Origin of the sequence: Thalassoglobus neptunius (assembly GCF_007859735.1) — a bacterium.
Classification (GTDB): Bacteria; Planctomycetota; Planctomycetia; order Planctomycetales; family Planctomycetaceae; genus Thalassoglobus; species Thalassoglobus neptunius.
This window is the reverse complement of record NZ_SIHI01000001.1, coordinates 711,712-728,069: the sequence shown is the minus strand read 5'-3', so window position 1 is coordinate 728,069 and position 16,358 is coordinate 711,712. Positions and strand designations below refer to the sequence as shown.

Annotated in this window: 17 protein-coding genes and 1 tRNA gene; 7 read left to right on the top strand and 11 right to left on the bottom strand. The window is 52.1% G+C overall.

The features are described 5' to 3' along the window. Window positions 1–33: 33 nt before the first annotated feature. The 3 genes from KOR42_RS02990 to KOR42_RS02980 form a co-directional block, all read right to left on the bottom strand. Window positions 34–447, bottom strand: coding sequence for a DinB family protein (locus tag KOR42_RS02990; RefSeq protein WP_261342039.1), 414 nt, complete (start codon window positions 445–447; stop codon window positions 34–36). Beyond that, a complete protein-coding gene (locus KOR42_RS02985; RefSeq protein WP_146507128.1) occupies window positions 444–1,055 on the bottom strand; it encodes a c-type heme family protein in 612 nt (203 codons plus the stop codon). Before KOR42_RS02985 ends, KOR42_RS02990 begins: the two co-directional genes overlap by 4 nt. 106 nt (window positions 1,056–1,161) lie before the next feature. Continuing rightward, window positions 1,162–1,740, bottom strand: a complete 579-nt coding sequence (locus tag KOR42_RS02980) for a c-type heme family protein (RefSeq protein WP_146507127.1) — start codon at window positions 1,738–1,740, stop codon at window positions 1,162–1,164. 503 nt (window positions 1,741–2,243) lie between these two features. On the opposite strand from KOR42_RS02980, the gene KOR42_RS02975 reads away from it, so the two are divergent. Both KOR42_RS02975 and KOR42_RS02970 read left to right on the top strand, forming a co-directional pair. Then, window positions 2,244–2,672: an RrF2 family transcriptional regulator gene (locus KOR42_RS02975; protein WP_146507126.1), complete on the top strand. Its 429-nt coding sequence runs from the start codon at window positions 2,244–2,246 to the stop codon at window positions 2,670–2,672. 297 nt (window positions 2,673–2,969) lie between these two features. Beyond that, a complete protein-coding gene (locus KOR42_RS02970; RefSeq protein ID WP_146507125.1) occupies window positions 2,970–3,497 on the top strand; it encodes a hypothetical protein in 528 nt (175 codons plus the stop codon). Window positions 3,498–3,871: 374 nt separating this feature from the next. On the opposite strand, the gene KOR42_RS02965 is transcribed toward KOR42_RS02970, so the two are convergent. Then, complete coding sequence (locus tag KOR42_RS02965) at window positions 3,872–6,862, bottom strand: exo-alpha-sialidase (RefSeq protein ID WP_231740606.1); 2,991 nt, start codon at window positions 6,860–6,862, stop codon at window positions 3,872–3,874. A gap of 273 nt (window positions 6,863–7,135) precedes the next feature. Further along, entirely contained in the window at window positions 7,136–8,686 is a 1,551-nt protein-coding gene (locus tag KOR42_RS02960) for a sulfatase family protein (protein WP_197440805.1), read from the bottom strand. A gap of 335 nt (window positions 8,687–9,021) precedes the next feature. Between KOR42_RS02960 and KOR42_RS02955 the strand changes: the two genes are divergently transcribed. Beyond that, window positions 9,022–9,095 (top strand) — tRNA-Arg (locus tag KOR42_RS02955). A 36-nt stretch (window positions 9,096–9,131) separates the two neighbouring features. Here KOR42_RS02955 and KOR42_RS02950 read toward each other — a convergent pair. After that, window positions 9,132–10,301, bottom strand: a complete 1,170-nt coding sequence (locus tag KOR42_RS02950) for a tyrosine-type recombinase/integrase (protein ID WP_146507123.1) — start codon at window positions 10,299–10,301, stop codon at window positions 9,132–9,134. Then, window positions 10,298–10,582 carry a hypothetical protein gene (locus tag KOR42_RS02945; protein WP_146507122.1) on the bottom strand — a complete coding sequence of 95 codons (285 nt, stop codon included), beginning with the start codon at window positions 10,580–10,582 and terminating at the stop codon, window positions 10,298–10,300. Before KOR42_RS02945 ends, KOR42_RS02950 begins: the two co-directional genes overlap by 4 nt. Window positions 10,583–11,047: 465 nt before the next feature. Between KOR42_RS02945 and KOR42_RS02940 the strand changes: the two genes are divergently transcribed. The 4 genes from KOR42_RS02940 to KOR42_RS02925 all read left to right on the top strand — a co-directional run bounded on the left by KOR42_RS02940 (window position 11,048) and on the right by KOR42_RS02925 (window position 13,430). Then, on the top strand, window positions 11,048–11,263 hold the full coding sequence (locus tag KOR42_RS02940) for a hypothetical protein (RefSeq protein ID WP_146507121.1): 216 nt from the start codon (window positions 11,048–11,050) through the stop codon (window positions 11,261–11,263). A 10-nt stretch (window positions 11,264–11,273) separates the two neighbouring features. Next, window positions 11,274–11,810, top strand: a complete 537-nt coding sequence (locus tag KOR42_RS02935) for a hypothetical protein (RefSeq protein ID WP_146507120.1) — start codon at window positions 11,274–11,276, stop codon at window positions 11,808–11,810. A gap of 378 nt (window positions 11,811–12,188) precedes the next feature. Continuing rightward, window positions 12,189–12,914, top strand: a complete 726-nt coding sequence (locus KOR42_RS02930; protein WP_146507119.1) for a PEP-CTERM sorting domain-containing protein — start codon at window positions 12,189–12,191, stop codon at window positions 12,912–12,914. Window positions 12,915–13,139: 225 nt separating this feature from the next. Then, window positions 13,140–13,430 carry a helix-turn-helix domain-containing protein gene (locus KOR42_RS02925; RefSeq protein WP_146507118.1) on the top strand — a complete coding sequence of 97 codons (291 nt, stop codon included), beginning with the start codon at window positions 13,140–13,142 and terminating at the stop codon, window positions 13,428–13,430. Window positions 13,431–13,471: 41 nt separating this feature from the next. Here KOR42_RS02925 and KOR42_RS02920 read toward each other — a convergent pair whose 3' ends face one another. From KOR42_RS02920 to KOR42_RS02905, 4 genes are read right to left on the bottom strand one after another with little or no spacing between them, the layout of a single operon-like run. Next, the gene (locus KOR42_RS02920) at window positions 13,472–13,849 is read right to left on the bottom strand and encodes a hypothetical protein (RefSeq protein WP_146507117.1); all 378 of its coding nucleotides are present in this window, start codon (window positions 13,847–13,849) and stop codon (window positions 13,472–13,474) included. A 23-nt stretch (window positions 13,850–13,872) separates the two neighbouring features. Then, entirely contained in the window at window positions 13,873–15,069 is a 1,197-nt protein-coding gene (locus KOR42_RS02915; RefSeq protein ID WP_146507116.1) for a hypothetical protein, read from the bottom strand. Then, window positions 15,070–15,522, bottom strand: coding sequence for a hypothetical protein (locus tag KOR42_RS02910; RefSeq protein WP_146507115.1), 453 nt, complete (start codon window positions 15,520–15,522; stop codon window positions 15,070–15,072). Then, window positions 15,519–16,358, bottom strand: a complete 840-nt coding sequence (locus tag KOR42_RS02905; RefSeq protein WP_146507114.1) for a hypothetical protein — start codon at window positions 16,356–16,358, stop codon at window positions 15,519–15,521. The genes KOR42_RS02910 and KOR42_RS02905 overlap by 4 nt, the downstream gene beginning before the upstream one ends.

Genomic DNA, 16,358 nt, shown 5'->3' with positions numbered 1-16,358 from the left:
GAATCATTTCGATCATCTCCCACTGAAGGTCAGTCAGGTCACTTGGGTACGCTTTTCGAATCGCCTCGGACACCGTGCACTCCTTTGCGTTGATGAACCGCAAAGTGTGAACAAAACCAGACTTTCAAAAAACCTCAGTTTCCGGATAGCCTCTGAGATCCAGAAGTGCCAATCCACTTCAACGTCACGTTCCTGATAGGCGAGTCGGGCAGCGAACTCATCTGGATCGCCACCACGTAGCGGCGGACGGTCTTCGGCGATCACTCGCTTCATCCTATCGACATAGACCGTATCAAAATCGGCGATGTGACAGACAACCTGACGTGACGACCACGTTCCTTTGACCGGAGTTGCGTCGAGCTGACTGGCCGTCATTCCTTCCACAGCCTGACGCAGAGTTTTCGAGCCTTGCAGGTAATCATCAATGAGTTGGGAATAAGCGTTCACTCTTCTTCTCCACTTGCATCATTCTCTGCATCACGCTGCAAATCGAACGTCATCAATAGCCCCGCGAAACGATCATCATTGTCCGATCGCCGAGGAACATGGCAACCCAGGCACGTAGTCGACAATCGGATTCTTCCGGCATAGTGAAAACGATTTCCCTCAATGGATTCGAAGCTCGTTTCCTGAGTCCGAAGATGACGAACCACTTGCTTCTCAAATTCACTGGACGGTTCGTGATCGATATTCATTGCTGGTGTGTCGACAGCGAGCCAGCGCAATTCCACGTTGTATTTTCGATTCAAGACGCTGAAAACATCCTCCAGGGACCGTGACGGGATACTCAAGCTTTCGTCTTCCCGGAAAAGGTCTCTGTGCATCACCTGCAGCGAGCCATGAACTGACTCAAAGAGAATCGAAGCAAGACGCCTCGCGTGGGCAACATTTTCTTCGTGAACACTTTCCTTGTGAGTAATTGCCGACTTTGCCGGTTCGACATCTTCCGCTTGAGCACTTGATGCAATCATCGGATCGCACTGCTGAGCAAGACAGAAGTGAGCAAGTGCAAACAACGAGATCGTTCTTGCCCAACAGAACTTTTCAATCGCCATCGCACCTGCTCACTTGCTCGCTTGTCCAAAATCACCGAAGCATGATTCTCAATAGACCGAATCCGGTGCCTATCAAGATCCATTTCACGAATGAATTACGGTTTAACTATTCAATAGGAAACGTATAGCTAATTGCACCGATCGGTGCTCCTTCAGCGACGTCGGCATAGTGCGCGTGACACATCACACACTTCTCCATCACAACAGGCACAGGAGTCATGACTCGCAGATAGGAGGAGTCATCCTTCACGACGACTTGTTCATGCTGTTGGGCCCCTTTTTTCAGTTTTTTGATCCCGGACTTTTCGAAGGAGTCCTTCGCAACGTTCTCAGGTTCATAGGGATCGCCGGTGGCATCGATGAGACGAATTTTCGTCTCTCCTGAATCTGAGATGTTCTTAAACAACAAAACCGCAGCACTGCCAGCTGCGAAGTCATCATCACCATGAACATACTTGTCGGTAATCAGAACGATTGTCTGCTTAAAAATGTTGTCCAGTTCCCCGACTTTCTGCCGAGCACGTTTCACCGCAGCTTGATCAACTCCCTCAACACTCTGCGAACTTTCTTTGCTCGCTTTGGCCTCTTCCGCCTGAAGATTCGCAGTAGTCCCCATTGGTAAACCGATGAACAGAACGAAAGCGAGGGCTAACATAGCTACCGCAGGAAGCATCACGTTTTTCATAACAACTCATCTCCGGAACTGAGAAATCAGATGGACGCCAGAGCCCTGACCACTGGCTGTTTTCGCACCACTCACAAAACCGCCGGTTGGCACAGGACCCACAAACATGTATAACTCGTGCATGTTGTACATCTTTTAGTTGATCCCCCACTCACAGGTCAAGAGTACAAGCCAATGGTTTGCGACGAAGATCACTCCATTCCCGACTGGATTCTGGAGCATCCCGAAACAATGCCCGTGTTTGAAGAACTTGGATTCGACGTCACTTGCGGTGGAAGGTATTTGAGGTACGTCGCCTTGCAGAACGGTCACCAAATCGATGACGTGATGCGAAAACTTGAAACTGCGATTTCGAAACGAAGAACGTCGACAGAAAATTCTGATACGCTATCTTCGAACGATTGATCGACGAGCACGTCCGTGGAAAAGCTGCTCACCGACCAAGACTGCGGGTTCCGTCAGCGAACTAGAAAAATCAACTCACAGCCCGGTAGAGAGAGCCCATGCAGCTCACAACCCAAACCGACTATGCTCTTCGCACGTTGATGTACCTGGCAACGCGAGAACAACGTTCCAAGGCCGCAGATGTTGCGACACTCTTCGGAATCTCGGCTCACCACGTGGCAAAGGTCGTCAATCTGCTCAGCCGCTTTGGGTACATTCGCAGCGTGCGCGGAATCGGGGGAGGAATCGAACTGGCCATTCCTCCAGAGCAGATCCGCATTGGTGACGTCATCGAACACATCGAAGGCAATCTGCATCTTCTCAGCTGCGTCGGATCTGATGAAAGCTGCCGGATTCACTCATTCTGCAAGCTCAGAGGCGTCCTCGCTGAGGCTGAGCGAATCCAGAAGGAATACCTCAAAAGTGTGACACTTCAGGATGTCATTCCAACACGAAAACAACTGAAGCCGCTTGAACAGTCCACTTAGACCATCAGCACGCTCTCTCTGAATTCGCCGGAACTCTTCTCTCTGACTGAACACAACTCCGCCAGCGACGAACAATCGAGTCACAGCACTGATCCTCGAAGAACGATCATTGAGCGAAAATCGACCACCAAACCGGCTCGCTGCTCAGTCCCCGTCTGTGTTCTGCCTGAAAGTCTTCCGGGAAAAGGTCTTCCCTCCTCAAAGAACTACCTCTGCCCATCGGTCCCGGTATAAGATATGCAGAAGATCTCTTGAACCCGCTTTCTCATTGAAGCCATTCCTACAGGAGCCACGCAGATGATTGAATATCTCAAAATCTACCTCGGTGACCATGCAGCCCTCATGACCGCCGAACTGGAACTGATCGCTCGCTGCAGGAATTCAAACAAAGAGGGGGACACGCTTCCCGATCTCCCGCGATTCCTGGAACAATTGGCTTCCGAAGTCAAAAATCAGAAGCAGACGCTGCTCGACCTGTTGAGTGACATGGGAGGAAATCGCCCCGTCTCCAAAGAGATGGCAGGTTGGGTCATGGAAAAACTGGGACGGCTCAAAATGAATGGCGAATGGACCAAGTATTCAGACTTAAGTCGAGTCGTTGAACTGGAAGCCATGCTGATGGCGAGCCAGTCAAGAGTCCTGCTGTGGGAAACGCTCGTCGAACTCGACGTTCGAGGAGAAACGCGAAGACTTTCGGAAGCCTTCGTCGATCGCGCGAAAGCGCATGCCGATCGCCTTCGGATTTTCTATCAAGAAGCAACAGGCGTCGCGTTTCGAGAGAGCGAACTCCCTCACCGAGTGAAAATTCCTGTTCAAGCAGATTGACGCAACTGTCGCGAATGCCCCACTCGCACGCTTCGTTGAACCCGCACGCTTCATCCAATTCGATTCGCTTGCGGCGTTTGGATTCGATGTGAAGCTCTGGCTCGCTGATGAGAGACTCGTACCGCTGACGAAAAGAAAAAGGGAGCTCAACGATTGAACACTGCAACCGTTGAACTCCCTGACTTCACTCAGCGCGGGATTGCCGCGCTCTCGTTTTCTGCCGGTCTCTTCACTTCCTGAAGATCAGCACGTTCTTGCTCCGAGGTGAACTCAAGAGCATCTTCTGATTTGGTGTGCACTCACTCGCACGAGCAAACTCAGCCTTCTCCCTGTTGAAGAAGTTCAAGCGAGTGCACAGGCAAGAGCAACTTGCTCTATTTGAAGTCACTCGGATCAATCACAAGATACTTCAGTCGGCGACGCTTCCATGTATAGATAATATGAACTTTTCCGTCGGCACTTTGAATCGCTGCGGGATAGCTGAACTCCGACTTCTCTTCTCGCTCGAGATCAGCGACAGGCGTCCAATCCTTCCCGTTATCGGAAATGGCCAAACTCAGCACTCCCCTCTTCCCCCAGCCTGTCGACCCGCTACTAAGCGGATTGTAGACCAACAGGTGTTTTCCATTCGCAAGGGTCACCGATTCAATCCCGGAGTTTGGATTGGGTAAATCAATCGGCTCCAGTGGCGACCAGCTCTTGCCTTGATCAGAAGAAGAACTGGAAACAATCACCCCTTCTTTGGTGCGGCAAAGAACCTCCAGTTGACCGTCCGGCAGTTGAAGGAACGTTGGCTGGATCGCATTATATTTCGAAGCATCGTTGATAGGTCCGACGCGCGACCATGTTCCGGAAGGCTGTCCATCTTCGAGTTGTATCGACTCAAAGTGAATTCGCCACCCGTCGTATTCAGTGGAAGATCCGCAGAGAAGTGTTTTTCCGTCGTCGAGAAGAATTGGCTTACATCGCACAGGTCCGTCAATGCCTTCTGGAAGACGACGACGCTCAACGAATGATCTTCCTCGATCGTAGCTGACCATCATTTCGCCCCACCATTCACGCGGATTCGGGCCGACCTTGAAGAACAGAAGTGTCGGTGCATCCCCTGGAGGCTGGTACAACACGGGATTCCAACACGGATATCTCAGACCATCGTGCTGAACACCATCAGCGACCATCGTCGGATTCGACCACTTCAAGCCATCGTGGTAGCTTGTCCAGATCGCGACGTCATCTCTTCCCTCTTTGGTCCCGCCAAACCATGCTGCAACCAGACCTCTCGACGTTTCGCAAATCGTCGAAGCATGACACTCTTTGAAGGGAGCGTCTGCGTAGATGAACTCTTCCTTCACAAGTCCAGGAATTCTGGCTTCCTTCGCTTCTTGAGGCGGCTTCGCAGCTAGAACATCTTCCGGGAATGTCTCACAGTCATCGTGCAGAATGTGATAGATCCTTCCGTTCTCGCTTCCCACGATCAGATCCGGAACACCATCTTTGTTGAAGTCACTGACAGTCGGGCTCGAAGTGTGTCCCGACACGTTTCGCTTGGCCAGGTTTCCGATTTTCTTGAGGACAATCTTGTCTCCTCGAGTCTCACAGTTGCGGTACCAGGTGGCGTTTTCAGAATTGACGAGCAAATCTGTTCGCCCATCCTGATCCCAATCGACCAGAGCCAGTTTAACCCGACCTGAGCGACCACACGAGCCCGCATTCAGGCGAAGTACGGAACCATCTTCATCAACGAAAATGCGTTCAGCCGGACCGGCGTCACGTCGCAAAACCAAGTACCCCTCCTGATCAAGATGGACGAGATCCAGAGTCCCATCTTCATCAAAGTCTGTGATCAGCGGAGTTGTTCGCCACTGAGTTAAGGCTGTGCTCGATGGAATTTGTTTCCAGTCCCAGGCAGGCGGAAGTTCACGAAGCCCGGTATCGAACGTTTCTTCGACAAGCGTTCCGGAATCGTTAATCAAAAGACCGATACGACCGAGAATTGAATTGTAGATAATGTCACCGTCACCATCTCCGTCCCAGTCTGCAACGGAGAGAGTCGTGTAACCCCACTTGGCTTCACATGGTCCCTGAATGGACCCGTTCGGACCAGCCATGACTCGAAACGGAACTTCGTCCCCATTGGATTTGCGGACATTCACCAAACGCGGTGCCTCCCACTTCGGAAGACCATCCTCGCCATCGCCGAGATTCTCGAAAAGTGCAATCTCACCGGCAGTGTTGCCGCAGACAATGTCCTCATCGCCGTCGCTGTCCCAATCGTAGATAAAGGGAGTCGCCAGCGCGCCGAACTTCAGAGTGTCTGCTTCCTGTTGAAAGTATTTCGGAGCATGGAAAACCGGTCGCCCGTCTCGAAGCTCACCTGTATTTTCAACAAACGCAACACGCCCATCCTCATCACCAACAATTAAATCCAAGTCACCGTCAGCATCCCAGTCAATTGCATTGGGAGTGATCATCTGAAGATTCATCCGGAGTTCCTCTCCCAACGAATCAACCAACTTCTCGCCGACGGAATACACAGGTTCTGAACGTGTTCCGATGTTCTCGAAATAGGTGAACCCGTCCAGAAATTCGCCGCAAATCAGATCAAGATCTCCATCTCCATCAAAGTCAGCGAAGTTGGGGCATGGCCAACCAAAGACATCAAGGTCCCCACCGTTCGCTTGGAGACGCTCTGGTTCCGACGAGTAGTCCGGCTCCGCATCCGTTCCAGTATTCTCAACGAAATAGACATATCCGTGCAGCGGGCCGTTTTTCCAGACTCCGTTGTTGTCGTAAGCGTGATCCCAGACCAGTTCGGTCCAATCTCCGATCCCGACGAGAACATCCTGATCACCATCGTCATCGTAGTCGACGGAACGCCACATGTTTCCTCGACTTCGAATACCGCGACGGTGATGCGGATTCTTGGGAGCAGCAATTCGCTCGGGCTTAGTGAAATCAAACTTGCCGGAGTCTGCATCTCGCCGGAAGATCACTCCCGGACGCATCACAACCGGTTCATCATCGACCATGCTCAACATCATGTAACGATCTGTCGGAGCGATCAGAACGCCAGCCTTGAAGACCGGCATCGCGACGGAAGGATCGTTGGATCGATTCTCAAAGAAGTAAATTCCCCGAGATGGTTTGTCCGGACACGAAACCACAAGATCCAAATCTCCGTCGTTGTCATAATCCATCGGAAGCGGTTCGGCCCACAGCCCGACTCCCAGATCCACAGTCAGCCCCGGATTGTTGAACGGAAGTGGTTGCAACTTCCAATCAGAATCGGCTCCAACCATAACCAACGGTTGCAGCATCAGAAGCGCGAGCCACGAAAGGACGGATATCCACTGTTTGTGCACCATGTATTTGCTCCAGCTTGTCGAAGCCTTCAATCCTCCGGAAGGCACTCAATTTCGAAAAGACTCCGCTGCTCCACAAGTTTCAAACTTTGATCAACGACCGTCGCGATGTCCAAACCATTTGAAACGATTCATCACCAGCCTCAACAATATCGATGGGATGTCAGCATTCTCGATCACTTCAATCCGTGATTTGTTCGAAAACCGTGACGAGTGAGTGGCGAGTCAATGAGGAAGTTTGGGGGACGCCCAGTGTCAGCAGGAAAGTTTGATGTGTCAACGCTCGAAGTTGGGATTGTTTGATGTTTGTTTCAATGTCTCCAAAAGTGGATCGTTAATCGTCTCCATGTGGGCTATCAACTTCTCGTGCAATTCGCGAATCGTTTTCTGAATTCGCGGATCAGGATCATCAATCAGATTGACAGATTCTTCAGGATCTTCAACGAGATCGTAGAACTCATCCCGACCTTCATTGTGGAAGTCACGGATCAACTTGAAACCAGGGGTCCGATAACACCGGAGCGTCGCAACCGCGTAGTGAATCATGTTGTACTCCGCATACAGATCCTGATTCCACAACGGAGAGAGTTCGCCTCGAAGAACGGGCGTCAAGTCTCGCCCCCGCAAATTCAGATTCGCCGGAATCGGAATGTCTGCCATCGCAAGCAGAGTCGGAAAGAAATCGAGACTCGTGGCAGTGTAATCAATCATGGAACCCGGTTTGGTACGCCCCGGCCATCTCACGATCGTCGGAACCTTCAAAGAAAGATCATACAGATTCGGACGATACTTGTCCGAGATTACTCGCGTCTTGTGATGAAACTCTCCCGGAGGTTTTGAACGTGTCGCCCAGATGCCGTTCCCTTTGTGGACAATCCCGTTATGGCCCATGTTGTAACCATGATCAGACGAAAAAACCACAATCGTGTTCTTGCTGATCTGAAGCCGATCCAGTTCGTCGAGAAGTCGGCCGAGATTCCGATCCACTCCACTCGTACTGGCCAGATACTCTAGCATGCTTTTCTTGACTTTCTCGACATTGAGGTCCGGATAGCTCGGCGTCGCTGGATCGAGTTCCGCATACGGTGACCAGTCCTCAGGCGCAACGGGAAGCCATCGCCCATGTGGTGCTCGCGTATGAAAACAGAGCAGGAACGGTTTCCCCGCGAGGCATGCTCGCTCGATAAAATCGAGGGCATGGTCGGTAAGCAGATCCGTTGTTAGCCCGGGAACAGTTTGAACCTGCCCGTCAATTTCCAGTTCCGGATTCTCAGGAGACGTCCCTCCGGACAACAAACCGGTGAACTCATTGAACCCGAACGAAGTCGGATGAAAGCGTTCATTGCCGGGAAGAGACCAGTCTCCAAGATGCCACTTGCCAACCAATCCCGTTCGATATCCTTGCGATTGAAACACCTCCGCAAAGGTCGTACTCGCTTCCGGTTCGAGAGACTGCTGCTGTTCGGGGTCAAACAACTTGTGCGTCGGAGACGGAATGAAATCGTCGATCCCGAATTCACTGGCATAGCGTCCCGTTGCAATCGCAACTCGGGCAGGACTGCAGACAGGTGTCGTACAGAAGAAATTCGAAAACATCGCTCCTTCCGCAGCAAGCCGATCCATATTCGGAGTCGCTGCCGTCGGCACATCCTCAAACAATCCTCTTCGAATGGCAGTTCCCATCGCCCAGGGAGCCTGATCATCGGTCAGAATGAACACTATGTTCGGACGTGGCGGTCTCGAAAATTCCTGACCGAAAACCAACGGTTCAAAACAGATCACCCCAACAAGGGCCACAAAGACGGCAATTCTGGACTGCTTGACCATCTCACACACTCTTCCGATCCAGACCACTTCGAAACCAGACATCTCTCAGGAACCAATTCAGCAATTCGGTACGACGACTTCGCACCCACCAGTTTGACGGATGCGTTCACGTGAGGGCAAGTTGGACACCCACTCAGGGAGTTCAACTTCGAATCTTTTCTCAGAATCCCCCCAGCAAGCGGGACTCGTCACAGCAGTCGACGAAGCGATCGTCAAGAACCCGGGCGATCAAACACAGCAACCATCGAACGATGCAAGCTCAAACAACTGCCAAGCCACATCGGAACGGCCCAAAGTTGTCAACACGACAGCGAGAACGTAATCTTTCCACACCTGCCCTCGTAGCTCAGCAGGATAGAGCGTTGGTTTCCTAAACCAAAGGTCGTGGGTTCGAATCCCGCCGGGGGTACTGATTCGAGAGTATAAAAACCGCAGTGAAACGAATTCACTTGGTTTTCGCTTTTCGGAGCGAATCCGAAGTGTTAGTAGAAGTGTTAGCAAATCCCGCCACCTCGTCTTGTGGCATTGCTTCCGCGATCCGAGCTGCGGTCAATTCCGCTTGCTGGAGAAGGTAGAATTGCTGCGTTGTCACGATCGATTCATGACGCATCATTTCCATGAGCGTCTTAGCGTCGACGCGACTTGACCAGCGGATTCCGAATGCACGGCGGAGATCGTGAGCAGATGCCCATTTCTCAGACCCCTCACGTTGACTGACTTGGACCCTTGCCGCTCGGCCGAACTTTGAGATGGTCTTTGAAACCCAGTCTGTGAGCGGTACAGTTCCGTGTCTGCCCTGTGGTCGAAAGACGAGTCCTCTGCGTTTCTTCCTTGGGACCGATTCGAGGAAGCCCGCAAACTCAGGAGCCATCGGAAGGAGTCGGAATTTCCGCCCCTTCTCAGCATGGGCCTGAATCTGAAACATCGGATACTTGCCAGACAGGTCGACCATCAAATTGCTTGGATCGGTCCAGTGCAAAGACATTGCTTCGTCAACTCTCAGGCCGGACCACCATAGGCCAGTGATGAGGAATTCCCACGATGCCGCCCGGTCTTCGCCAATCACGTCTGGAATGACTTTCAAGATTCGATCGAATTCCTCAGACGTAACAGCGCGGGACTTGGCCCCTTTGAGCTTCTTCGGCATCTCGAAGTTCGGCAGGTGCTGGATGTAGTGATTCCTGAGAGCCCATCGAAGAATCTTTCGAAGCTCGATTAGATGCCGCTTGACGGTGAATTCCGAATTGCCACGCTTTCGCGCCCGGATAGAGTGGGCGAGCTTGGCGACCTTGCGAGTGTCAATAACTGTCGGTCGCGCGGGAGAGAGCGCCTTTTCAACCAGGTTGAACGTTGCTGCAGTCGTTCTCTGCGTCTTGATCGACTTTCCCGGATACTCGGAAGCTTCGTATGCCTGACGGAAGATGTCCCAGCGGACGTGTTCGATGTCATCGCTGGGATTGTTCAGGTCTTGTTCGAGACGAGCTGCGAATCGTTCAGCGTCGCGAAGTCGAGTCGATTTCGTCGATCGTGTTTTCTTGAGTCCAGTTGCGGGATCTTCCCACTGGCATTCATAGAACTTTCGCCCCGATCGCAGAAAGACTCGAACTCGGATCATTCCTGTTGCCTTTTGTAGTCTGGGACGAGCTTGGGAACCCCTTCAGTCGCACACTTCCTCATGACCTGGATCACGTCATCTGAGAGATAATACTTCTCCCTTGTCCCGGCTTTGAGTGCTGGGAGCCCGGCGATTTCCCACCGCTTCAACGTATTCTCCCCGATCCCCATTTGCTGCAACAACTCGCATCTTCGCCATAATTGGCCCAGTTGCAGAACTGGTGATGGAGAATTTTGTGTCTGGTTGCCGATTTCCGTTGACATACCTTTGACGTTCGTCATAGGATTGACTTCCCGTTGACGTGATTTCCCCCTTATTTGTACGGTCGGAGGATGAATCGTTGACACCGATGGTCAGACGAGTACCAATCGTCTGGCCATCAACACGAAATAATTTGCGTTCGATTCAACCCAGTGGTACCAACACTGGGTTTTTTCGTGCGCTGATTACTATGTCATGGGCTCATGGCATTCCTCCAGTTTGCGAACAACATCGTCAAAGCTCAGTGAATCATCTCTGTAGAGGTACCAAGTCCCAGCAACTACAATCATTGAGTTGGGTCCATCATCGCCCCCCCCCAATAAAAAATCCGCAGTTGACGATCCCCACGATAGTCAACTGCGGAAAAGCCCAAGCGGAAAGCTTGGATGATTCGATTGATTGCACCGGTGGGGAACGATGTAACGTTGCTGTATACACAGCGTGTATGATGTTGTCAATGTGTGTCGCCTGTGTACGATGTGGCAATGGATGAACCTGAAGAGAAGCCGTTCGACAAGACTGTCAACTTTCGTTGTTTCATCAAAGAACACAACGACTGGAAGAAGGCCCGCTTGGCCTACTGTCGGGAGAACGGATTGAAGATGAACAAGTACTTTCTCTCGGACTGGATCAGAGACGTGCTCAACGCAGCTGCGGAAGCACAACTGAACGAAGGGCAAAAAACGAAACCAAAATCTTAGGGCCTTGATTATGACTGATCGAAAAACGGAACTGTTGAAAACAGTTCGCGATCTACTCACGCCGGGTGTGGTCTGCTTTATTTCCATCATTATGATGTTCTTTGTGCTTTGCGTCTCCGAGGAATATTCACCCAGCCTCTTGCTCTGGCTGCTTGAGTTCTGTGCGTTCGCGATCGGATGCGCTGCGATGGTGTGGTCATTCTTTCAACGAACGCGGTACGCACTCATCGCTGTATCGATTGGCCTCGTGATTGGTATCTCACTCGGCGTGTGGAGATGGCAAATCGACACGTATTGTGAATCAGACAACGTCGATGACGTTCACATTCTCAGATGGATCAACCGATCAGATGTTCCAGTTCACATCTCCCTAAATGGAGATGGCTGGAACAATCGCGGCCCACTTTCTGAGTCCGGAAAACGTCACGGAGAATGGACTCTGTTCACGTATCGACCTGAATTCGACATCCAGACCGTTTGGTACTGGTATGGCGAAGAGGTTTCCGAAGGGGAGTGGGTTTTAAGAAACTCGCAGGTCTCGGACTAACGTAATCGTCGCCACCCAAGAAACGCGGCGGCTAACTCGCGAAGCTGTGCGAGTGAAAAGCAGAGATGCGGGTCAATTGCAGTGACCCAACGATCGTCGATTTGACTAGTCAGTTTAGTGGTGTGAGCAATCATCGCCCATTTCTCCAGTGCAACAAAACATCCCTGTTGCGAAAACAATCAGTCTCTTCTGATCAAGTAAAGCCTACTGAACATTTGAGCACATGCAAGGGTGTTCTGAAAGTTTCTAGATCTTGTGGTCGATCTTCGCTCTTCGCCACAATCCGAAAAAACGTTTGCTCCTCGTTGATTCAGGTGGTAGTAATACGAATTACCGCTGCGGGAGGGTTCAATACGTTCTGTTGGAAAAGGGTCTCTGATGATTCGCTCACTCTGTGCGTTCGCTGTGTTGCTGTCGATGGGTTCCGTTGGTCGTGCGGACATTACGTTCACGGAGATTCAGCAGGGGGCAAGTTCCACGTTTGTCGTTAATTCTGGACAGGTCACCACATTGGCGCCTCCCAATATCGACGGGACTCCACTCGTCAACAGTGATTCTGTGGGTGACGGTTCGGCTGAGATCACCACAACGATTGAACAAGTTGGCCGCGACTATGTGATTTCGTCGACGTTCTCTCTCGATCGACCGAATGGAGTGGACCTGCAGGAAGTCTTCCACACAATAAACGTCGAACTGACTGGATTCGGTACTTGGGAGTATGACATTGATTTTTCTTCGACATGGTCCAGTACCGGATTGTCTGAAGAGGCCAGTGGGGTTGGTCAAGCCATTCTGATTATTGAACGTGAAGATGGCGCCCAGCCACTTCGAGAGATCTTCAATATGCCGAGTGCAATGACCACGAACTTCGGTACCTCTGGAAACCTGTTTGGGAACACGTCCTACGACTTAACACTTGATATCTTAAATCAGATCTACTTCATCGACATCGGCGGAACGGAATTCACCTCACCGATCAGCGGAACGGGAACCTACACGATGACACTCACGGCTCCGCCAGTTCCCGAGCCATCGTCAATGGCGTTGCTCGGAATGGGGGCGATCGGCCTGATCGGAGCGGCACGACGACGCAAAACAACTTGATGCCCGCATCGCTTCTTTGGAAGAGATGTCACCCCGCGAGACTGGCCCTGTCTCGTGGGGTTTTTTCGTGAAATTATTTTCGGAAATGTTGTGTCCACATGTTGGCAGTAGTCGACAACAGTGATAAACAATCCAAGGGGGCGGGCAGACAAGAATTCATGAATTCTTGTCAACGCCCGGTAGTAAAATACCGGGCGTTTTTCTTTTTCTAGCAGGATCTAGAACATGCCAAATCCGAATCACAAACAGTGGGAGCATTGGGAACTCGATTTGTTGGGCACCGATACTGATGAGGCGATTGCACAGCAGTTGAATCGCTCTCGGTCGAGTGTCTACACACAACGTCGACGTCAGGGAATTCCCCCGCACATTCCTCACAAGCTCGAATGGCCCAAGCGGATTGTGAAGAAGCTAGGCAAGGTTCCCGCCCATGAAATCGCGAAAGAAATGGGGTGCTCTCGAAACACTGTGAACAACGAAATTCGACGACGCGGATTGAAGGGTTATCAGGGTTGATTCGATTTCGTCGGTAGTTGTTGAAAAGTTCCGACGTTTTTCTACAGCTCGTAACCCTGGACGAGGACGAGGCAGACGGCGGTGTCGGAGACCATCCGAAGGGTGACACTTGGTGCGAGTTCCAGGAATGCGAAGCCGCCGGGGCGAAGTCTGCCCAACTCTTCCATGACGTTGCTGCCGTTCTTGGGGCCGTATTTGACGAAGTTCGTGTCGTCGGTGTTTCGCAAAAACACAAACGCAGGGGAGGTCAAACCGGCGAAGCTGATATCTTGCTCGGATGTTCCGACCGAAACACTTCCCGGATTCGGCCCACCGGGCGTCGCCTGATCGTAAAGGACTTCCCCACCGAGAGTGATTGTGTCCTTCAGGACGCCGTTTTGAACGGTGCCGTTGAGGTTGATCTTGATTTCATTCGCCATGACGAGTGCTCCTGAGTGGTGACTTACAAATAATTCGGGGCGTTGTTCTGACAACTGATGTACAGGTACGATCCACTTTCAACGAGGTCTGTTGGTGTGTTTGTGGCCCGGGCTGATCCCGATCCACTGACACCACTTCCGATCGTGTAACACCACTCGAGAGAACCGTCGGACGCATCGAGTTTGAGAACCTGCACGGAAACGCCATTGATCGTGAAATCGCCCGTCACATAAATCGAAGAGCCATCGCTGGAGAAGTACGGTTTCGGATCGTGCCAGATGTCGTCAAAAACAGTGCCAGAGTAACTGACGGTCCAATCTTCCGATCCTCCCGAATCAATAAGTGTGATATCGATGGTTCCCGGACTCGAATTCTGTTCCGAGCAAACAACCGTTGCCCCGGATTTCGTGTCCATACTCAAGATGGTGTTGGAAGCAAATGCAACACGGTACGCCACGGACATGGAGCTTGTGGACACGACCGTCACATAACTTCCGGGGTCTTCCCCGTAGGCGATATAGCCACCGGCAATGGCGCCCCGATCGCCCATCCGGTAGTCATTGGAAAAGTCACTGCCTGCATCGAGAGTGCTTGCTGTTGTGAGGTCCGAGATCAGCGTTTTCGCGACACGTCCACGAGTCGTGAAGATTCCGAGATAGTAGTGCGTTCCATCTGAAAGAATCCTCCGACGTTTGTCTTGCGATTTTCCGGTGAGTGAAAACTTCTGCGTTCCCGTCGTTCCACCACCGGAGATCGAATAGCGGTCGATCTGTGTGGGGAACAGAATGTCAAACAGGTCGGAAGACGGGGCGTGCGAAATCGCGTTGTACCACACGGACGAACTGAATGATTCTCCAAGGTCGAGATCGATGGACCCGTCAGACAGGTCGATCGCGGTGATCTGCCCAAAGTTTCCGAATCCGCCCCCCAGCCTCGGAGTTGCCATCACCACGTGTGTTGATCCAATGTCGGCAGAAACAGTGTCACCCAGAGTTCCGGAACTGTTTGAGAAATAGCTGGAATCGGTGATGAGTCCCGATGGCTGTGTCCAGAACCCCGCCCTTGCTCCGTAGACCTGAACAACGTTTGATCCGTCCAGAAACATTGCCCACGGGGGTGTGTTTCGCCCCGCTTCCCACACAAGATCCCCATCACTCTTCTGCAGCTTCGTCGCCGTGATGAGAGCGGGGGAATACGTTCTGGTGATTGTGCATCCCATTTATCCACTCGCAATCTCTTGACGCACTCCCGATCGAGCACCACCGGCAAGGGTTCCCGCGGATGCGGTCGGAAGGTACGAATTCAGATTGAAACCGGAGATTCGCACGGAAATCGAATTGATGGGGAACGGGCCTCCCGTGACTGTCGCGGTGTAGGAGCCTGACCAGTCGTCGTGGGCTTCGATGAGCGTCTTAACTGCTCCGGCTGTCGAGTTGTACGGAATCAGGATCGTGTCGGACCCGTCTGGAAGGGTCCACGAGACGGACATTGAACCGGATGTCGGATTTCCAACGAGGATCCACCGAATGAGTTCATCGCAGGTGCCGCCTCCAGACCCTTTCTTGTGCCAGCGGGCCTGCCTCGGTTGCAGGCCGCGTTCTCTGCGCAGCTGTTCTCGGACCACTTTTTGAATCTGGTCTGCTGCTTCGACACTGAGAATCACACCTTTCATGAACTGATCCCCGGTAAGATGGTGAAATCGACAGGATCACAGACCTCAAAATCGAGGAACACGACATTTGAGGGTGTGGGATTGGCGAGCACGTTGCCCGATCCATCCAACGGGACCGGTGTTGTCGGTTCGTCGTCATTACCATCCTTGATCTGGATGCGGTCCGAACCGTCCTTTTCGCGAAACCCGACGTCCATCGGTTCCAGCTTCCAACCGCGTGGATGAATGTGCACATCGATCGTCAGTTCGCGAAACGGAATGTCGTTCCGCTCCTGCCAGGGTCCGATCAGGGGACGGCGAATCATGGCGAGCTTGGCCCCGATCGGCAGGCCGTCGATGTTGATCGCTCCGGAATTCACGACATCCCGGTAGCTCAAGACCCACGTGGGCAGGGCTGAGACGTTCTTTTTGATCTTCGCGATCAGATGTGTTTTTTCACGTGTGGGTGTGGGATCGACGAAGTAATCGCCAGCACTGTTGACGATCGCATCGCCGTTGATATCGACGAACACCACTTCCGTGTAAGACTCACCATCCCAGGTGATCTCCGCAGGTTCCGCAGTGGGGTCTTCGTTGAGTTCGCGCTCGCTGGAATAGTTGCAGGTGACAGTCCACTCAGCACTGTTGCCTTGCTGCTGCCAGTCGATCGAGTTGCACCAGCATGCCGAATAGACATCGTGGAGAGAACCGATGCTGGGCAGGCGGAAGTCTTGAACCGCGATGTTCTCCTTGTCGCCCAGACTTGTCTTGAGTTGGAAGATTCGTTGAGCCGTCAGGATGCCGTTTTCCAGACGCCCCCGACGTGCAGCCTTCTCGTAAAAACCAAGAACTGACAT

What these genes read in the sequence shown, in the direction of transcription:
- KOR42_RS02985 (WP_146507128.1), bottom strand. Translation starts at nt 1,055, where the DNA reads ATGGCGATTGAAAAGTTCTGTTGGGCAAGAACGATCTCGTTGTTTGCA.
- KOR42_RS02980 (WP_146507127.1), bottom strand. Translation starts at nt 1,740, where the DNA reads ATGAAAAACGTGATGCTTCCTGCGGTAGCTATGTTAGCCCTCGCTTTC.
- KOR42_RS02975 (WP_146507126.1), top strand. Translation starts at nt 2,244, where the DNA reads ATGCAGCTCACAACCCAAACCGACTATGCTCTTCGCACGTTGATGTAC.
- KOR42_RS02970 (WP_146507125.1), top strand. Translation starts at nt 2,970, where the DNA reads ATGATTGAATATCTCAAAATCTACCTCGGTGACCATGCAGCCCTCATG.
- KOR42_RS02965 (WP_231740606.1), bottom strand. Translation starts at nt 6,862, where the DNA reads ATGGTGCACAAACAGTGGATATCCGTCCTTTCGTGGCTCGCGCTTCTG.
- KOR42_RS02960 (WP_197440805.1), bottom strand. Translation starts at nt 8,686, where the DNA reads ATGGTCAAGCAGTCCAGAATTGCCGTCTTTGTGGCCCTTGTTGGGGTG.
- KOR42_RS02950 (WP_146507123.1), bottom strand. Translation starts at nt 10,301, where the DNA reads ATGATCCGAGTTCGAGTCTTTCTGCGATCGGGGCGAAAGTTCTATGAA.
- KOR42_RS02945 (WP_146507122.1), bottom strand. Translation starts at nt 10,582, where the DNA reads ATGACGAACGTCAAAGGTATGTCAACGGAAATCGGCAACCAGACACAA.
- KOR42_RS02940 (WP_146507121.1), top strand. Translation starts at nt 11,048, where the DNA reads ATGGATGAACCTGAAGAGAAGCCGTTCGACAAGACTGTCAACTTTCGT.
- KOR42_RS02935 (WP_146507120.1), top strand. Translation starts at nt 11,274, where the DNA reads ATGACTGATCGAAAAACGGAACTGTTGAAAACAGTTCGCGATCTACTC.
- KOR42_RS02930 (WP_146507119.1), top strand. Translation starts at nt 12,189, where the DNA reads ATGATTCGCTCACTCTGTGCGTTCGCTGTGTTGCTGTCGATGGGTTCC.
- KOR42_RS02925 (WP_146507118.1), top strand. Translation starts at nt 13,140, where the DNA reads ATGCCAAATCCGAATCACAAACAGTGGGAGCATTGGGAACTCGATTTG.
- KOR42_RS02920 (WP_146507117.1), bottom strand. Translation starts at nt 13,849, where the DNA reads ATGGCGAATGAAATCAAGATCAACCTCAACGGCACCGTTCAAAACGGC.
- KOR42_RS02915 (WP_146507116.1), bottom strand. Translation starts at nt 15,069, where the DNA reads ATGGGATGCACAATCACCAGAACGTATTCCCCCGCTCTCATCACGGCG.
- KOR42_RS02910 (WP_146507115.1), bottom strand. Translation starts at nt 15,522, where the DNA reads ATGAAAGGTGTGATTCTCAGTGTCGAAGCAGCAGACCAGATTCAAAAA.
- KOR42_RS02905 (WP_146507114.1), bottom strand. Translation starts at nt 16,358, where the DNA reads ATGTCAGTTCTTGGTTTTTACGAGAAGGCTGCACGTCGGGGGCGTCTG.